Raw genomic sequence first — 17,706 nt, 5'->3', positions numbered from 1 at the left:
ACATAATTGTGGCGAAAACCTATGTTGAATTGGTCTGAAATCGATACAGTATTGCTGGATATGGACGGCACCTTACTCGATCTTCATTTTGACAATCATTTCTGGCTAGAACACATACCCAAGCGCTACGCTGAGCGGCATCAATTAACGCCAGAAGTTGCGCAGGCGCAATTAACCGAAGCTTTCGCCGCAGTTGCAGGTACGCTGGACTGGTATTGCCTTGACTACTGGCAGCGTGAACTACAATTACCCATAATGACGTTAAAACGCGAACTCCAGCATTTAATCCGGATGCGCGACGACGTGCCCGAATTTTTAACCGCATTACGTGCTAATCAGAAGCATGTTGTATTGGTTACCAACGCCCACCCGGACAGTCTGAGTTTGAAGCTGGAACGCACCGAACTAGAGCAATATTGCGATGTCATGGTGTCTACCCATCAGTTCGGGGCGAGTAAAGAATCATTGCGGTTGTGGGACAGATTACAGCGCTACATCGGGTTTGACCCCAAGCGCACCTTATTTATTGATGACAGCCTGCGCATTTTGCAAACCGCGCAGCAATTTGGTATTCGCCAGTGTTTGTGCGTGGCGAATCCGGACAGCCAGCGCCCTGTTCAACAGGTTAACGGCTTCCCGAGTATTGAGCACTACCATGAATTATTAAAGGATTTAGCATGACCAAAAAACAACCTGATTATGATGCTGTTATTATTGGCAGTGGCCCCGGCGGCGAAGGCGCGGCCATGCAGTTGGCAAAGAGCGGTAAGCGCGTTGCCATGATTGAAAAATATCAGGTTATAGGCGGTGGCTGTACCCATTGGGGAACCATTCCCTCAAAAGCCTTGCGCCATTCGGTCAGCCGCTTAATTGAATACAATGCCAACCCACTGTTTTCTGGCGAACGCATTCAGCGGGGCCTTACCTTTGTAGAAATTTTAAAGCATGCGCAAGGGGTTATCCGCAAACAGGTAAAGCTGCGCAGCTCCTTTTACGAGCGGAACGACGTTGACGTGATTCACGGTGAAGCGCGCTTCGTTTCACCTACCGAAATTAGTATTCGTAAAAATGACGATTCCGTGGAGCACATCACTACCAAGCAGGTTGTTATAGCAACAGGCTCACGGCCTTATCACCCACCGAATGTAGACTTCAGCCATCCGCGTATTTACGATTCGGATTCAGTATTGTCACTAAGCCATGAGCCGCGCAGCATCATTATTTTTGGTGCTGGTGTGGTGGGTAGTGAATACGCCAGCATCTTCCGCGGGCTTGGCGTAAAAGTGGACTTGGTGAATACCCGTGAGCGCTTACTATCCTTCCTAGACGCTGAAATATCGGACGCGATTTCGTATCACCTACGCAATAACGGCGTGGTGATTCGCCATAACGAAGAATTTGAAAGCATTGAGGGCACCGATGACGGCGTAGTGTTGCACACCCAGTCAGGCAAGCGCATGACCGCCGATTGTTTATTATTTGCAAACGGTCGCTCCGGTAACATTGAAGAGCTGAACGTAGAGGCGGTCGATTTAAAACCTAACTATCGTGGCCAGTTGGAAGTGGACGAGAACTACCGGACGTCGGTTGAGAATATCTATGCTGTGGGTGACATTATTGGTTACCCAAGTTTAGCCAGCGCCGCCTACGATCAAGGTCGCATTTGCGCGACCGCTATGATGCATGGTCAATGCGACAGCGCCCTGGTTACTGATATACCAACAGGTATTTACACTATTCCAGAAATCAGCTCAGTGGGCTCAACCGAAGAAGAGCTCACGCGCAAAAAAGTGCCTTATGAAGTGGGTCGGGCTTTGTTTAAACATCTGGCCCGGGCGCAAATTGCCAATACCGATGTAGGTTGCCTGAAGATTCTGTTCCACCGTGAAAGCAAAGAAATTTTAGGGATTCACTGCTTTGGCGAGCGGGCGGCTGAAATTATTCACATTGGACAAGCCATTATGGAACAAAAAGATGGCGGCAATACCATTGAGTATTTCGTGAATACCACTTTCAACTACCCCACTATGGCGGAAGCTTATCGGGTAGCCGCACTTAACGGTTTGAATCGCGTTTCTTTAGGTTAGTTTTGGCCAGTTTGCGTAACCGCCCGGACATAGTTTCGGGCTGCGCAGCAGGCGACACCTGCAGCACTGGCAACAAAATTTGCGCGCACAAGCCACCAAGATCACTCTGCGCCACCTGAATAGAACCGTGGTGCCGCTCTACAATTCTTTTAATAATGGCTAAGCCTAAGCCTGAGCCCCCGCTTCCCCGCGCGCTATCACCCTGTGTAAAGGGCTGAAAATAGTGCTCCATTTTATCCGCAGGAATTCCCGGACCATCGTCTTCCACACTAAACCAAACTTTCTGTTGCTGCTCGTAATAGCCACTACGAATTAAAATTTTGCTATGCCCATAACGCTCGGCATTTTCCAATAAGTTCAGCAATACGCGCTTAACCGAAACTACCCGCATTTGAATGGGCGGCATCCGCTCGAGTTGCAACTCCACGAGTTTTTGCCAGTTCGCCGGCACATTGGCTACTACTTCGTGAATCAAGTCGTTCAAGTCTTCTAAGGCTGCATCTTCGCCCTGATCGGTGCGCACATATTCTATAAATTGGTCAATAATAGCGTTCATGTTGTCCACGTCATGAATAATACCGTCGGCCAGAGCGCTGTCCTGCGGCGACATCATTTCAGTGGCGAGTCGAATGCGGGTTAATGGCGTACGTAAATCGTGTGACACGCCGGCCATCATCAGGGAACGGTCTTGTTCAAGCTGGCGCACGCCTTTAAGCATTTGGTTGAAGGCGCGGGTTACCGCAATCACTTCATTGGAGCCGCGCTCGGGCAACGGCTCAGGGTAGTCGCCGCGACCTACTTTGCGAGCCGCCGCTTCCAGATCTTTCAAGGGCCGGTTCAACCAATTGGCAAAAATAATGCCGCCAAGCACACTCAGTACGCCAATCAACACCAGATAAAAAACCAGCGGCGAGAAGCGGGCTTCGTCAAAGCCGGTAAGTTGAATACGAAACCAGTGCTGCGGCGCAGCTTCGGTTTTTACCCAAACTACGTATTCATCGCCCTGACCAACGCGAACTTCGGCCTGCTCCTGTAAGTTTTCACTCATGGAGTCAGATAAGAAACGATAATGAGTGGACTGCTGCAGCCCTTGTTCAACGGCTTCGGGCACCGTTAAGAAAGAAACCCCGGTAGCCTCGGCATAATCCACGTAGGCTTCACCAGCGACACCAGCATCCCCATGCCAACTACGTAGCAACAAGGCGCCCTGAATTTGCTTGGCCATCACGTCGTTCATTTGCTGAATACTGGGCTTCACCACGTAAACGCCAACCATCAGGTAGGACACCAGTTGGTTTATCAGTAACACCAAAGCAATTAAACCAAGGGTGCGGGCAAAAGCCGAACGCGGGATAAAACGCTTCAGGGAAAAGGACGCATCAGCCATTCGGTTTTGCTTTGCCATCGGGCACAAACACGTAACCCAAACCCCATACGGTTTGAATATAGCGCGGGTTAGCCGGGTCTACTTCAACCATTCGACGCAACCGCGACACTTGTACGTCTATGCTGCGCTCGAGCGCTGAGTAATCGCGGCCACGCGCCAGATTCATTAGTTTGTCGCGCGACAGTGGCTCGCGGGCATGGGTAACCAGTGCTTTTAACACCGCAAACTCACCGCTGGTTAGCGGCATATGCTCGTCGCCGCGAAACATTTCCCGGGTACCCAAATTCAGTCGGAATTCGCCAAAGCTAACTTCTTCGCCATCGGCACTTGGTGCGCCAGGTATTTCTTTGCCCCGACGCCGTAAAACGGCCCTTACCCGCGCCAATAATTCGCGCGGATTAAATGGCTTGGCAAGGTAATCGTCAGCGCCTAATTCCAGCCCAATAATACGATCAACCTCATCACCCTTGGCGGTTAACATCACGATTGGAATTTCGTTGTTTTTCTGGCGTAAACGGCGGCAAATAGATAGGCCGTCTTCGCCTGGCAGCATTAAGTCTAGTACCATTAAGTGGAAGTTTTCACGTTCCAATAACCGGTCCATTTGCTCGCCATTGGCCGAAGCACGTACGTAAAAGCCTTGTTCGGTCAGATAACGCTCCAGCAGGGCGCGTAAGCGCGCATCGTCATCTACTACCAGAATTTTATAGGTTTCCTGAGACATCAGCTTTCCTTATTCATAACAACACCCGCCGACTGACGGTTTTGGGTTGTTAACATGCTCTCAATATACGGGGAAGCGCGCCCTTTGCCAATTCACAGCAGTGTTTCAACACCGGCTGTTTTGTTTCTAAATGTTTTCCAGAGCGTGATAGTTAATATCAGTAACGAACCATTGCTTAGTACCAGTGGGGGTAGCAACCTCAACCTCATCATCCACTTGCTTCTTTAACAGCGCCCGCGCCATTGGTGAGTCTATTGAGATATAGTCATTGCGACCGTAAATTTCGTCGGGACCAACAATGCGAAAGCGCCGCTTATCGCCATCGTCATTCTCAATTTCAACCCAGGCGCCAAAGAACACTTTGCCGTCTTGCTGCGGTGAGTGATCGACAATTTTGAGTTGCTCCAGACGTTTGTCCAGAAAACGAATGCGGCGGTCTATTTGCCGCAGTTTTTGTTTGTTGTATTTGTAATCTGCGTTCTCGCTGCGGTCACCAAGGCTGGCCGCCCAGGTTACTTTTTCGGTGGTTTCACGACGCTCCACGCGCCACAACTGATCACGCTCCTGCTGCAATTTTTCATACCCCGCACGGGTAATTAAATTGGTTTTCATCGCCTACCCCAACCAGCTTGCCAACAAGGGTATATGCAGCAACACGTTGATAGGAAAGGTAATCCCCAGTGCTGCCAGCATGGCCAAACCTATATCTGCTTGTTTAATGGCAGCCCTTATAGCTGCCGGAGCCGCTATATAGGAGGCACTGGCGGTTAACGCAGCCAGCACTAAAATACTGCCGGACGGCAACTCCAGATACCAACCTAAACCAAGACCGAACCAGGCCAGTGGAAATGGTGCCAGCGCCGCAAACAACATCAGCCGCCAGTGCTGCCAGGGCAGTGGTTGAAACACCCGCGCGGTACATAACCCCATTTCCAACAGGAATAAGGCCAGGAAGGCTTTAAAGCCATCTACCACCAAGCCTTCAATCGGCGCCAAACCTTTAGGTCCGTATGCCCAGCCCAGCAATAAACCGCCCATGAGCAGAATAACCCCACGACTGGTGAGTGCTTCAATCCAAATGGCCGCCATTGAACCGCCCTGCTGGGCATGACGCCGCTGATGTAGTGCTAACATCAGAATGATGGCGGGTAGCTCCAGAATCACAAGAAATAGGGTTGTTTCGGGCGCCAGCGGCATTCCGGCGGTTTCAGCTAAGGCCCAGGCTACGGCAAAAGTACCGGCGCTGACGGAACCGTAGTGAGCAGCAATACTGGCTGAGTTGGCCGGAGTTAATTTAACCAGATAGCTAAGCACCGGATAAATAAGTATGGGAATAATTAACCCCAGCGCACCAACCATAGCAAGCTGACCAAGGTGAATACTATCCTGATCGGAATGTAGAGCGAGACCCCCTTTAATACCAATACTGAGCATTAGCAAAATAGTCAGTATGTCGTAAACAGAACCCGGTACTTTCAGGTCGGATTTGAGTAGGCCGGCCAATAAACCGAGAGCAAAAAAGGCAATGACAACGTCAGGCATAGTCTTCTCCAAGCTAATTTTGACGCATTATACTATAAAAAAAGCGACCTTCTGGTCGCTTTTCTAGCTAAAGCATAAATGTTAGCACATCAATTAACTAACAGATTAGGCTCGGGGCCCTCGGCCACGTAACGCTCCGGAGATTAAAGAAATAACCAGTAGCACGAGGAAAATGAAGAAGATGATTTTTGCGATCTCAGTGGCTGCTCCCGCAACACCACCAAAGCCAAGGACGCCTGCAACAATGGCTACAATAAAAAATACTAATGCCCAACGTAACATAACTTTTTCCTTAAGCAATTGTGTTTCACAACACCCTCATGGTGTTCATATATAGCTAAGCCCTATATTCGAATATTTGCAAGTTTTGCCACAGTAAAGAGCGGGTAAAGTCGAAATTCCTGAAGAATTGAACACCCATAACAGCCATCAGACTGGTATACTGCGCGCCTTACTTTCCGAAATTTTAATTCACTGCTTGAGAGATGTTATGAGTGTGATTAGTCAACGTATCGCCAACGAGCTTGCGGTTCAAATTAGCCAGGTAAATGCCGCAATAGCGTTACTGGATGACGGCGCTACAGTGCCCTTTATTTCCCGTTATCGGAAGGAGGCAACTGGCGGCTTGGATGACACCCAACTACGGCAGTTAGCACAGCGCGTTGGCTATTTGCGCGAGCTGGATGAGCGCCGTCAGGTGATTCTGGCCAGTATCCGTGATCAACAGAAACTGACCCCCGAGCTGGAACAAGCTATTTTAAGCAGTGATTCCAAAACCGAATTGGAAGACTTGTACTTACCCTATAAGCCCAAACGACGCACCAAAGGACAGATTGCCCGCGAAGCCGGTATTGAGCCTTTGGCCGATATCCTTCTTAGCGACCCAAGTCAGGATCCGGAACAATCGGCTGTCCCTTATATTAACGCTGAAGCAGGCTTTGCCGATGCCAAGTCTGTACTAGACGGCGCACGTTATATTTTAATGGAACGGTTCGCCGAGAACGCCGACCTTCTGAAAAAGGTTCGTGACCATTTATGGCAGAACGCGCATCTGGTGAGCCAGGTTGCCAAAGGAAAAGAGCAAGATGGTGCCAAGTATCGTGATTATTTTGAATTTCACGAAGCACTGAAAACGATTCCATCGCACCGCGCCTTAGCGCTGTTTCGCGGCCGCAATGAAGGCTTCTTGCAGTTGCAATTGGATGCCGACCCGGGTCAGGAAGACAGCAGTCGCCGCAGTTATTGCGAACAACTGATTGCGAATCAATTTGAAATTAAGCATCAGGGGCGCCCAGCCGATGACTGGCTGCAGCAAACCGTACAATGGTGCTGGCGTGTCAAGTTACTGCTACACATGGAAACTGAGCTAATGGGGCGCATTCGGGAAGCCGCTGAAGCCGATGCTATTTTGGTATTTGCCAATAATTTGAAAGATTTACTGATGGCCGCTCCAGCCGGCCCGCAAGTGACTATGGGACTAGATCCCGGGGTTCGTACCGGTGTTAAAATTGCCATTGTTGATGGTACCGGCAAGGTCTTAGCGCATAACACCGTATTCCCTTTCCAGCCGCAGAATCAAACGGATAAAGCCATTCGTACGCTGGCAACCCTATGCAAACAGTACAAAGTAACCTTAATTAGTATTGGTAACGGCACCTACTCGCGCGAAACCGACAAGCTGGTTGGCGACATGCTGAAACAGCATAGTGAAATAAAGGCTACCCGCGTGATTGTAAACGAAGCCGGTGCCTCTATTTACTCTGCTTCCGAGCTGGCAGCAAAAGAGTTTCCAGACTTAGACGTGTCTATTCGCGGAGCCGTTTCTATTGCCCGCCGCCTGCAGGATCCACTGGCGGAGTTAGTGAAAATAGAACCTAAGTCGATTGGCGTTGGTCAGTATCAGCACGACGTTAGCCAGTCTCAATTGGCGCAAAGTCTAGACGCCACTGTAGAAGACTGTGTGAACGCCGTTGGCGTAGACGTTAATACCGCTTCAGTACCCCTGCTAGCGCGTGTTTCCGGTCTGAGTAAAACACTGGCTCAGAATATAGTGCTGCATCGGGACAGTAACGGTCGCTTTGATTCCCGTAGTCAGTTACTGAAAGTAGCCCGCATGGGGCCAAAGTCATACGAGCAGGCGGCTGGTTTCTTGCGCATTATGAATGGCAAGCATCCGCTGGATGCCTCAGCCGTGCACCCGGAGGCCTATCCGGTAGTCACTCGCATAGCGAAGCAACAACAGCGTGAACTGACTGAAATGATTGGCGACCGGAGCTTTCTGCGAGCATTAAAAGCCGCTGATTATGCCGATGACACCTTTGGCGAGCCTACGATTAGAGATATTTTACTGGAACTGGAAAAACCAGGCCGCGACCCTCGCCCTGAATTTAAAACCGCCAACTTTAAGGACGGCGTGGATACCATTAAGGATTTAAAACCTGGTATGACGCTGGAAGGTGTAGTGAGCAATGTCGCTAACTTCGGTGCTTTCGTGGATATTGGCGTGCATCAGGACGGCCTGGTTCACATTTCGGCACTGGCGGATAAGTTCGTTAGCGATCCGCGCGAAGTGGTGAAAGCCGGTGACGTGGTCACGGTAAAAGTACTCGAGGTTGACGTTCCCCGCAAACGCATTAGTTTAACCATGCGGTTACAGGACGATTTACCCGCGGCAAAACCCACTGCAGATAAATCGAAGCAACAGGCCACTAAGCCACAAGGCAAGGGCAATCAGCGCCAGAGCGCGCCGGCGCCCAACGCAAACACAGCTATGGGTAGCGCTTTAGCAGAAGCACTACAGAAGGCTAAGAAAGGGTAATGTGAATTAAGCAGTGAGCGAGAAGCTTGCTTCGCGAGTGGATACCGCGTTGGCATAGTAAGCGCCAATGCGGTCACCGCGAGCACCGTAATCAGTCATAGACTGCACGGATGCGGTACCTGACGCTTCAAAGTTACGGCGTACGACCGTAGGACCCGCAATTCCATTAACGTTTTCAACTGGCTGGGCACTGGCTGTAATACTTTCAGAGCCAGTGTCTTCTTCAGTTTCGCCGGAGTTCATGCTTGGTGCTTTTACATCACCAGCATCAGCGGTTTGTTTCGCCATTTCAGCACGCGCTTCGCTGGCACGTTGGGTAGCTTCCGCAGCAATGGCCCGGTCGGCACCCGAAGGTTCCGCAGGTGCTAATGCAGCTCTGCGCACTTGTTCCATTTTCTGAACCGTAGCTTCGGGGTCATTGGGGATTGGTGACAAATCTATCGACACCTCGCCTTCGGAGGCATAGGTGCGACCGTTAGGGCCACGTTCATAGCTGTAGGTAGGTGAACCGGCATATTGTCCACCAACGGCTGCGTGCTGCTGCTCGTGAATGCGAACTTCGCGGTCACGTGCTTCCAACTTGCGTATTTCTTCCTGCTCTTCTTTCGCTTCAGGGCTATCTGGATCAGGTTCACCATTGCGGGCAGACTGATCACCTTTGCCATTCTCATCCACCGATTGCTGTTCTGCATCAGCCTTGTTCGCATCGGTTGCGGAAGTAGTGGCGTCAGTAGTTGAGACCGGATTATTAACGCGCGCAGCTGAATCGTTAGCGTCACCATTTGGGTTACGACGACCAGCCTCGCCTTCCTGACCTAAACCACGTTGCTGCGGCGAAGATTCAGTTGGACTTGGTTGATTAACTAGTTCGCGATTGCGGTTTTCACTGCGCACGAAATCAGCTGCGGGTACAACCGCAACTGGATAATTCGGGAATGCAGTGGTGATATTCACGGCGCTAGCCTTAGGCCCGAACGTCGATTAAAGAACCTAACATGCCATCGGCGGTTTCAAGAACTTTGCCGTTGGCCTGAAACATTCTTTCACCAACAGTTTGGTTGAGCATAGACTCGCTCAAACTATTACTAGAGTTTACGCTTTGTGAAGTTTCACTAGCGGTTTCGGTAGCCTGCTGGGCACCTGCTGGCGCGATATCCTGCTGTTGTTGCTGGATACGTCCTGGTGCAGTGGCTATTTCAGCACTAGCTTGTGACACCTGCTCTGAAGCACGGTTCATACCATAGTTCGCACTGTTCATTGCGCCTGCTATGTCCATGAGCTCCTCCTACTACGTTGTGTGTCTGAAGGTCAATTATTGAACAGGCATCGTGGAATTGCAAGCGAATCCACAAAAAAAGCGGCAAATACATGCCGCTTTTTTAAGTGCTTGAATACCGTAAAAATTAGCTGGTCAGCGTGCGTTGATAGCTTTCCAGTAATTCCCGGAAGTCGCGTCGCTGTGCTTTAAAAGCATGTTTTAAATCGCGCACTTGTTGTTGTAACTGCTCCAGTGTTGGCAGGTGCATTTGATCGCGCAACGCTTTCGCCCGCGTATCCAACAACTTCTTCCGTGCCAGATAATACTCTTTTAATTTCAGTAACAACTGCTCGTATTCTTCATGCAGTTTTTCCATAGTGTGCTGCGGCTTCGAACTGGCTGCCACTTGCAGACGCTGGAATTGCATATCCAGTCGGGCCTTCTCGACCTGATATTCAGAACATTTCTTCAGTCCCCAGGTAAGGCCAAACCACGAACAACCTTTGATCAACCATTTCGTTGGATCGAACTGCCACCAGCGAATACCGTTACGGTAATCAGCCGAGAATATATGGTGATAGTTGTGATAACCCTCACCAAAGGTTAAAAACGCCAACCAACCATTGTCACGAGCGCTGTTACGGTCGGTGTAAGGCTGCCGTCCCCACATGTGCGCCAGTGAGTTAATAAAGAAGGTGGTGTGGTGATTAACAACCAGACGTAGGAAGCCGATTAGCAGCATAGCACCAAGAATGTCGCCCATCAGTACACCCAACAGAATTGGCCAACCGAAGTTGGTCAGTAAGGTTAGCGTTAGATAGTTACGATGCTGCCACATGACAATGGGATCTTGCTGCAGATCTTTTACATTGTCGTAATTGGTATAACGATGTTGCTGGTACTCACGCAACATCCAACCTATATGCGAGTACCAAAAGCCCCGCGACGCTGAATAGGGGTCATGATCATCATGATCCACGTGCTTATGATGCTCACGGTGATCAGACGACCAGTGCAGAATGCTGTTTTGCAGCGCCAGCGCGCCGCCAATTGCAAAAAGAAATCGCAGTACCGGATTAGCCTGGTAAGTTTTGTGCGACCACAAACGATGATAACCGGCCGTAATGGAGATACCAGCAAAGCCAATGGTCAGCACAAAAGCCAGCCACAACCCGCCGCTAAAACCATGGGTTAGTCCGTATAACGGAACGCCAATCACAGCAATTAAAAAGGTGATGCCGAACACTAAGGTATTCAGCCAAATAACCGGCGCATGCGCCTCTGTTTGATTCGATTTTTGCATATAAACAACAGTTCCAGCTTGGTTTAGTAAAGCACTTGTAACAAACTTGCAAAGTTAGCGAACAAGTGTACGCTCAATTTAACTTGTTCGTTTTCCAAACACAAGCAGAAACAAGTTCACGTTGTGTAAAAATACGATAAACTTCCGGAGCATTTTTGTTCATTTTTGTTAGAAGGTCTGGCTATGACTGGTATTCGCGCTAAACAAAAAGAAAAGACTCGCCGCGCGCTCATTGATGCGGCTATGAATCAGCTGAGCGCAGAACATGGGTTTGCCAGCTTAAGCTTGCGCGAGGTTGCACGCGAAGCGGGTATTGCGCCAACTTCGTTTTATCGTCATTTTCAGAATATGGAAGAACTGGGCTTAACCTTAGTAGATGAGAGCGGTCTCGCTCTGCGCCAGTTATTACGACAAAGCCGGCAGCAAATTGCGAAAGGTGGATCTATCATTCGCTCTTCCGTAGACACCTTTATGCAATTTGTGGCCGACAACACCGCCATTTTTCGCTTGTTACTACAAGAACGCTCGGGCACTTCGCGAGAGTTCCGGCTGGCGGTGGCGCGCGAATTAAGTCATTTTAAAGCGGAGCTGGTTGACTATCTGGTAGACGATCAAAAATACCACCGCCAGTTAGCAGAACTGCAGGCCGACGCCATTGTTCGGATTGTATTCAGCGCTGGCGCCGATAGTTTGGATAGCAACCCTCAGGAACGGGAAGATTTAACGGAAGCGACGGTTCAGCAAGTGCGTTTAGTGGCTCGCGGAGCTGCCGCGGTGCAGCAAGACCAAGCGGCGGTAGCCCGGGTTAACCAGGCCAACCAGGAAACGGAACATTAAGTTACAGCGGCCACACCCATAAGATTAACGGCACCGATATTAACGCCAACACAATTGACAGCGGCAAGCCCAACTTCCAATAGTCACCGAAGCCATAACCACCCGGCCCCATAACTAATATATTCGACTGATGCCCAATGGGTGTTAAGAACGGCAGCGCAGCACCAATAGCTACTGCCATTAGGAATGGATCCATACTCACCCCCAGCGTAGCTGCCATACTAATACCTATTGGCGCCATTAATACTGCCGCTGCGGCATTGTTGACGATATTTGAAAGCAACATACTTACCAGTAGCAATAAACCTACGCCAACATAAGCCGGAGCATCTGCACTAACTGCCAGTGCTGTCATCGCAATGGAATCAGCTGCCCCACTACGCTCCAGTGCAGCACCTAACGGAATAGTAGCGCCGAGCAACACGATAATGGGCCAGTCAATGCTGGTATATAAGTCGCGAATCGGAATAACATTACTAACCACCATAGCGCCGGCAGCCAGCGTGAAACTTACCGGCACCGACACTAACCCAAACGCGGATAGCCCTATAGCCAAACCGAAAATACCGAGCGGTAACCACAATTTACGTTCCGAACCAATGCGAATACTGCGTTGCGCCAGCGGAAAGCAGCCAAAGCGCTCAAACACGTCGTTCAGAATCTCGGCATCACCTTGCAGCAACAGCACATCACCCGGTTTAAACCGGATGTTACTTAAGTTGTGCGGCAGTGTTTGCCCTTGCCGGGCTACTGCCAACACATTTACACCAAACCGGTGGCGTAACCGCAAATCAGAAGCGGAACGCCCAATCAACCGAGAGTCATGACCCACAATACCTTCAATAACCGATATGTCGTCAGATACTAAAAAACGCTCGTCCAGTTCTTCGTCAGCGTTCAGTTCCAGCCCGCTCATGTCCAGCACCTGCTGAATGGTTTCGGCATCGGCTTCAACAATGAGTACGTCGTCAGCCTTCATTCGGCGGTACCGGGCAGGTGCCGACCAGCGTTCTTTGCCACGTTTTAATGCAACAATCACAAAGTTACTTTTGACCTGGTTCTCAAGTTCAAAAATAGTCTCGCCAACGAACTGGGAGTTTTCGGGTACGTATAGTTCGGTCAGATAGGCACTGACATCATAGGGCGAATCGGACTTTTCACTGCCACTCTTTTTAGGTACCAGGAAGCGCGATAACAACCACATAAATACCAAACCAACAATAGCAGCCGTTAAACCAACCGGGCTAAAGTCGAAAATACCAAAAGATTCACCAGTTACTTCACGGCGAATATCGGAAATAATGATGTTTGGCGGCGTACCTATCATGGTAATAGTACCGCCTAACAACGAGCCGAATGCCATGGGCATGAGAATCAACGAGGCATTACCACTGCCGCTACGCGACAGCTGCAGGGCCACCGGAATCATGATTGCCATGGCACCAGTGTTACTAATAAAAGCAGAACAAAAAGTGGTTAATCCCGTTAGTGCAATCAGTTGCACCCAAGCTTTATCGCCTACTTTTTTCATCAAAGAGGCGAGCGCATCAACGACCCCGGAGCGCCACATGGCATGGCTAATAACCAGCACTGCAGCAACCGTAATAACAGCGGCGTTGCCAAAGCCACTAAAAACCGCACCGGCTGGAACTAAGCCCAGTAAGGCTGCGGCAAGCAAGGCCATCATGGCAACAATGTCATAGCGCCAGTAGTCAACTACAAAAAGTACCAGAGCGACTAAAAGAATGCCGCCTATGAGCCATTGATCCATCATAACTTCAACTATCCAATAACTTGTATATAGCCCCTAAGAGTGGCGTGTATACGTGGGAAGTCAATAGCTTTGCTGATAAACTCTTAAAAAATACAATAAAAGTTAAAGGAGCATATTATGGGACGTTTGCTGATTGGTTGTATTGCCGCGGCATTTTGTTCACTGCCACTTATGGCTCGTGAAATGACGCTTGCCGAAACCGTTACGGTAAAGTCGGTAAGTAGTGCGGCGTTATCGCCCACACAGGAAACTGTTGCTTTTACCCGCAACCTGCCAAGAACGCCATATCAGGATAAAGATGGCAGTGACCGCAGCGCACTGCTGGTTCTTAACGCGCAAGGCGAGGAAGTAACCTTTGTTCAAAATGACGCCGGCATTGCGCAGGTAACTTATGCGCCGCAAGGCGATCGCATTTACTTTTTGAGTAAACGCGATGGTGATGATTATCGCAGCTTGTACACTATTTCAGTAAGCGGTGGTGAAGCGCAAAAGCTATTCGAATTTGAAACCAGTATTCGTGACTATGCGATTAGCGCCAACGGCGAGCAGCTTGCGTTTTTAGCGCAAGAAGCAAACCCTGCCACAACTAAGAAGCTAGCTGATAAAGGCTTTAAGGCTGAAGTTTATGAAGAGCAGGAGAAATTCACCAATGTTTACCTGCTGGACTTAACCCAGGACGAGCCCAGTGCCAAGCGCCTGACCAATGACCGCGAAGTATTCTCAGTAGCTTTTCGCCCTGACCACGAGCAGTTGCTGGTGCGCACAGCACCAACCGGGTTAGTTGACGACAACTACATGAGCAGCAGTTATGAGTTAATGAGCCTTAATGGCGAGTTTGTGCATACCTACGACAGCACAGGTAAGCTTGGGTACGCCGAGTTCTCGCCGAACGGCCGCTATCTGGCAGTTATTGGTACAGCAGACTATAACGACCCGGCAACGGGTCGGCTGTACGTTTACGATAGTCAGGCCGAGCACGAGCGCCGCGAGGTGTTACCCGATTACCAGGGGCAGGTGAAAGATATAGCCTGGCGCACCAATGAAGAACTTATTTGGCTAGGCCACATTGGCACCGAATCTGAGGTGCGGGCACTGACCATGCAATGGCTTGAAAGCCGTCAGTTGGTGGAACCGGGGCAACTCATTGTGATTGACATTGCCACCTCAGCAGGCAAGTCCGACATTCTTCTGCGGGCGCACACACCAAGCCACCCTACTGAGCTTTACCGCCATAGCGGCAGAGGCTTGCAACGCTTAACCGATTCCAACCCCTGGCTGGAAGGAATTACGCAGCCTGAACAACAAACCATAACCTATAAAGCCAGCGATGGCACAGAGCTGGAAGGTATTTTGGTGTATCCGCTGGACTATCAGCAAGGCCAACGTTACCCACTAATTATGGTGGTTCACGGCGGACCGGAAGCGCATTACAGTAACGGCTGGCTGGATCGCTACGCTAGCCCAGCTAAGCACGCCGCGAGCAAAGGCTACGCACTATTCTTCCCGAACTACCGGGGCAGCACTGGCCGCGGTGTTGAGTTCTCAAAACTGGGACAAGACGATTACGCCGGCAAAGAATTTGATGATTTGGTAGATGGTAAGAATCATTTGGTTAGTATGGGTCTGGTTGACGAAACCAAGGTTGGCATTACCGGCGGATCTTACGGTGGTTACGCATCAGCCTGGGCAGCAACAGCTCTGACTGACCACTTCGCCGCCAGTGTGATGTCGGTAGGTATCAGTAATAATTTGTCGAAGTTTGGTACCACGGACATTCCAAAAGAAATGCATGCGGTTCATGCCCGCAGCTATCCGTGGGACAAGTGGCAGTGGTATTTGGAACGTAGCCCTATTTATCATGCTGAGAAAGGCCGTACGCCGCTGCTGATCATGCACGGTAAAGAAGACACCCGCGTTCATCCAAGCCAGTCAATGGAACTGTACCGGTATCTGAAAACTCATGGCAATGTGCCAGTACGGTTAGTGCTATATCCGGGCGAAGGTCACGGCAATCGCAAAGCTGCGGCGCAGTTAGACTTCAGCATGCGCCTGATGCGCTGGATGGATCAATTCCTGGTTGAACAGGCAACTACCCTACCGCCATATGAGTTAGGGCATGCCGACAACTTGCCCGCCAGTGAAGACTAGGCTAGTGCAATAAGCATAAAAAAAGGTCAGCAATTGCTGACCTTTTTTATTGGTGGGCTGTAGCCCTTGCTATTAAAGCTGAGGGCCAGCTGCAACCAGTGACTTGCCTTCGTCGTTATCCGTAAACTTCTCGAAGTTTGCGATAAAGCGTGCGGCTAAATCCTGTGCTTTTGCATCCCATGCCTCTACCGCAGAATAAGTATTACGCGGATCCAGAATACTAGCGTTATCAACACCAGGTAAATTGGTTGGCATAGCCAGATTGAAGTAAGGCAGTTGCACAAACTCAGCGTCTTCAATGCTGCCATCTAAAATCGAGTCAATAATAGCGCGGGTAGCCTGAATAGAAATACGCTTGCCAGTGCCGTTCCAGCCAGTGTTAACCAAATAAGCCTCAGCGCCAACTGCTTCCATACGTTTTACCAGTACTTCTGCATACTGAGTTGGATGCAGGCTTAAGAAAGCCGCGCCAAAACAGCTGGAAAAGGTAGGCGTAGGTTCGGTAATACCACGCTCAGTACCAGCCAGCTTGGCAGTAAAGCCAGACAGGAAGTGGTACTTGGTTTGTTCTTTGGTTAGCTTGGCTACCGGTGGTAACACACCAAAGGCATCAGCAGTTAAGAAGATAACTTTTTTCGCATGACCACTCTTAGACACCGGACGAACGATATTGTCGATGTGATAAATAGGGTAAGAAACGCGGGTGTTCTCAGTTTTTGAACCGTCGTTAAAATCAACTTTGTTGTCGGCACTAACAGCCACGTTTTCCAGCAACGCATCGCGACGAATCGCGTTATAAATATCTGGCTCAGCTTCTTGTGACAAGTTAATGGTTTTAGCATAACAACCGCCTTCAAAGTTGAACACGCCGTCGTCGTCCCAGCCGTGCTCATCATCACCAATCAGCTCACGCTTAGGATCGGTCGACAAGGTTGTTTTACCAGTACCAGACAGACCAAAGAATATAGCTACATCGCCTTCTTTACCCACGTTCGCTGAGCAGTGCATGGAGGCAATACCTTGCAATGGCAAAAAGTAGTTCATCATTGAGAACATACCTTTCTTCATTTCGCCGCCGTACCAGGTACCACCAATTAACTGCATACGCTCAGTTAAGTTGAAGGCAACAAAGTTTTCCGAGTTCAAACCTTGTTGTTCCCAGTTCGGGTTGGTGCACTTGGCGCCATTCATAACCACGAAATCAGCTTTAAAGCTTTGCAGTTCTTCGTCGCTTGGACGAATAAACATATTTTTTACGAAATGCGCTTGCCACGCCACTTCGGTAATGAAACGCACAGCCAGACGAGTATCTGCATTAGCACCACAAAAAGTATCAACCACAAACAAACGTTTGCCGGATAACTGCTTAGTCACCAGGCCTTTTAAATCAGACCATACTGCTGGTGAAATCGCTTTGTTGTCGTTTTTCCCTTGATCAGACCACCACAGTGTATCTTCGGTGGTTTCATCACGAACGATGTATTTATCTTTCGGAGAACGACCAGTGAAAATACCGGTATCAACCGCAACTGCACCCAGGTCGGTCACAGTTCCTTTTTCATACCCTTCCAGCTCAGGACGAGTTTCTTCCTCAAACAACTGCTCATAAGATGGGTTATGAACAACTTCGGCGACGTCTGTGATGCCATATTGGCGCAGATCCAGATCAGTCATACTATTGACTCCTGCGGGTCTTCTCGGTGCGTATAAGGCGCTAACAACAAAGTAGCAACTATGAAATTTGGGCGGCGATAATAACTCGAAATCCTCGAAAAAGATAGAGTTTCGGGGCTTACATCGGCTAAAATGCGCGCACTTTTTTCGACTG

Annotated in this window: 15 protein-coding genes; 5 read left to right on the top strand and 10 right to left on the bottom strand. The window is 49.7% G+C overall.

All coding sequences use genetic code 11. From position 1 onward, the window contains the following. Positions 1-21 precede the first annotated feature (21 nt). Positions 22-681, top strand: a complete 660-nt coding sequence (gene yrfG / locus CCE91_RS01670) for a GMP/IMP nucleotidase (RefSeq protein WP_086433527.1) — start codon at positions 22-24, stop codon at positions 679-681. Next, positions 678-2,087: a Si-specific NAD(P)(+) transhydrogenase gene (gene sthA, locus CCE91_RS01665; RefSeq protein ID WP_086433526.1), complete on the top strand. Its 1,410-nt coding sequence runs from the start codon at positions 678-680 to the stop codon at positions 2,085-2,087. Before yrfG ends, sthA begins: the two co-directional genes overlap by 4 nt. Here sthA and envZ read toward each other — a convergent pair. The 5 genes from envZ to CCE91_RS01640 form a co-directional block, all read right to left on the bottom strand. Beyond that, complete coding sequence (gene envZ, locus CCE91_RS01660) at positions 2,056-3,474, bottom strand: two-component system sensor histidine kinase EnvZ (RefSeq protein ID WP_086433525.1); 1,419 nt, start codon at positions 3,472-3,474, stop codon at positions 2,056-2,058. The genes sthA and envZ overlap by 32 nt on opposite strands. After that, on the bottom strand, positions 3,467-4,198 hold the full coding sequence (gene ompR, locus CCE91_RS01655) for an osmolarity response regulator transcription factor OmpR (RefSeq protein ID WP_086433524.1): 732 nt from the start codon (positions 4,196-4,198) through the stop codon (positions 3,467-3,469). The genes envZ and ompR overlap by 8 nt, the downstream gene beginning before the upstream one ends. A 126-nt stretch (positions 4,199-4,324) precedes the next feature. Beyond that, positions 4,325-4,810 (bottom strand): transcription elongation factor GreB, encoded by a 486-nt coding sequence (greB, locus tag CCE91_RS01650; RefSeq protein WP_086433523.1) that lies wholly within the window; start codon positions 4,808-4,810, stop codon positions 4,325-4,327. 3 nt (positions 4,811-4,813) lie between these two features. Further along, positions 4,814-5,740 (bottom strand): sodium-dependent bicarbonate transport family permease, encoded by a 927-nt coding sequence (locus CCE91_RS01645; protein WP_086433522.1) that lies wholly within the window; start codon positions 5,738-5,740, stop codon positions 4,814-4,816. A 105-nt stretch (positions 5,741-5,845) separates the two neighbouring features. Beyond that, on the bottom strand, positions 5,846-6,022 hold the full coding sequence (locus CCE91_RS01640) for a DUF1328 domain-containing protein (RefSeq protein WP_086433521.1): 177 nt from the start codon (positions 6,020-6,022) through the stop codon (positions 5,846-5,848). A gap of 208 nt (positions 6,023-6,230) precedes the next feature. Between CCE91_RS01640 and CCE91_RS01635 the strand changes: the two genes are divergently transcribed. Next, complete coding sequence (locus tag CCE91_RS01635) at positions 6,231-8,558, top strand: Tex family protein (RefSeq protein ID WP_086433520.1); 2,328 nt, start codon at positions 6,231-6,233, stop codon at positions 8,556-8,558. Between the two features lie 6 nt (positions 8,559-8,564). On the opposite strand, the gene CCE91_RS01630 is transcribed toward CCE91_RS01635, so the two are convergent. The 3 genes from CCE91_RS01630 to CCE91_RS01620 all read right to left on the bottom strand — a co-directional run bounded on the left by CCE91_RS01630 (position 8,565) and on the right by CCE91_RS01620 (position 11,119). Then, entirely contained in the window at positions 8,565-9,512 is a 948-nt protein-coding gene (locus CCE91_RS01630) for a putative metalloprotease CJM1_0395 family protein (protein WP_234996234.1), read from the bottom strand. 10 nt (positions 9,513-9,522) lie between these two features. After that, a complete protein-coding gene (locus CCE91_RS01625) occupies positions 9,523-9,834 on the bottom strand; it encodes a flagellar basal body rod C-terminal domain-containing protein (RefSeq protein ID WP_086433519.1) in 312 nt (103 codons plus the stop codon). Positions 9,835-9,961: 127 nt separating this feature from the next. After that, entirely contained in the window at positions 9,962-11,119 is a 1,158-nt protein-coding gene (locus CCE91_RS01620) for an acyl-CoA desaturase (RefSeq protein WP_086433518.1), read from the bottom strand. Positions 11,120-11,302: 183 nt separating this feature from the next. On the opposite strand from CCE91_RS01620, the gene fabR reads away from it, so the two are divergent. Continuing rightward, positions 11,303-11,956: an HTH-type transcriptional repressor FabR gene (gene fabR, locus CCE91_RS01615; RefSeq protein WP_086433517.1), complete on the top strand. Its 654-nt coding sequence runs from the start codon at positions 11,303-11,305 to the stop codon at positions 11,954-11,956. A 1-nt stretch (position 11,957) separates the two neighbouring features. Here fabR and CCE91_RS01610 read toward each other — a convergent pair whose 3' ends face one another. Further along, entirely contained in the window at positions 11,958-13,730 is a 1,773-nt protein-coding gene (locus CCE91_RS01610; protein WP_086433516.1) for an SLC13 family permease, read from the bottom strand. A 117-nt stretch (positions 13,731-13,847) separates the two neighbouring features. Between CCE91_RS01610 and CCE91_RS01605 the strand changes: the two genes are divergently transcribed. Continuing rightward, positions 13,848-15,878, top strand: a complete 2,031-nt coding sequence (locus CCE91_RS01605; RefSeq protein WP_086433515.1) for a S9 family peptidase — start codon at positions 13,848-13,850, stop codon at positions 15,876-15,878. Between the two features lie 72 nt (positions 15,879-15,950). On the opposite strand, the gene pckA is transcribed toward CCE91_RS01605, so the two are convergent. Next, on the bottom strand, positions 15,951-17,552 hold the full coding sequence (gene pckA / locus CCE91_RS01600; protein WP_086433514.1) for a phosphoenolpyruvate carboxykinase (ATP): 1,602 nt from the start codon (positions 17,550-17,552) through the stop codon (positions 15,951-15,953). Positions 17,553-17,706: the final 154 nt, after the last annotated feature.

The organism is Pseudidiomarina planktonica (genome assembly GCF_900177775.1).
Classification (GTDB): domain Bacteria; phylum Pseudomonadota; class Gammaproteobacteria; order Enterobacterales; family Alteromonadaceae; genus Pseudidiomarina; species Pseudidiomarina planktonica.
This window is presented reverse-complemented; position numbering and strand designations above follow the sequence as displayed.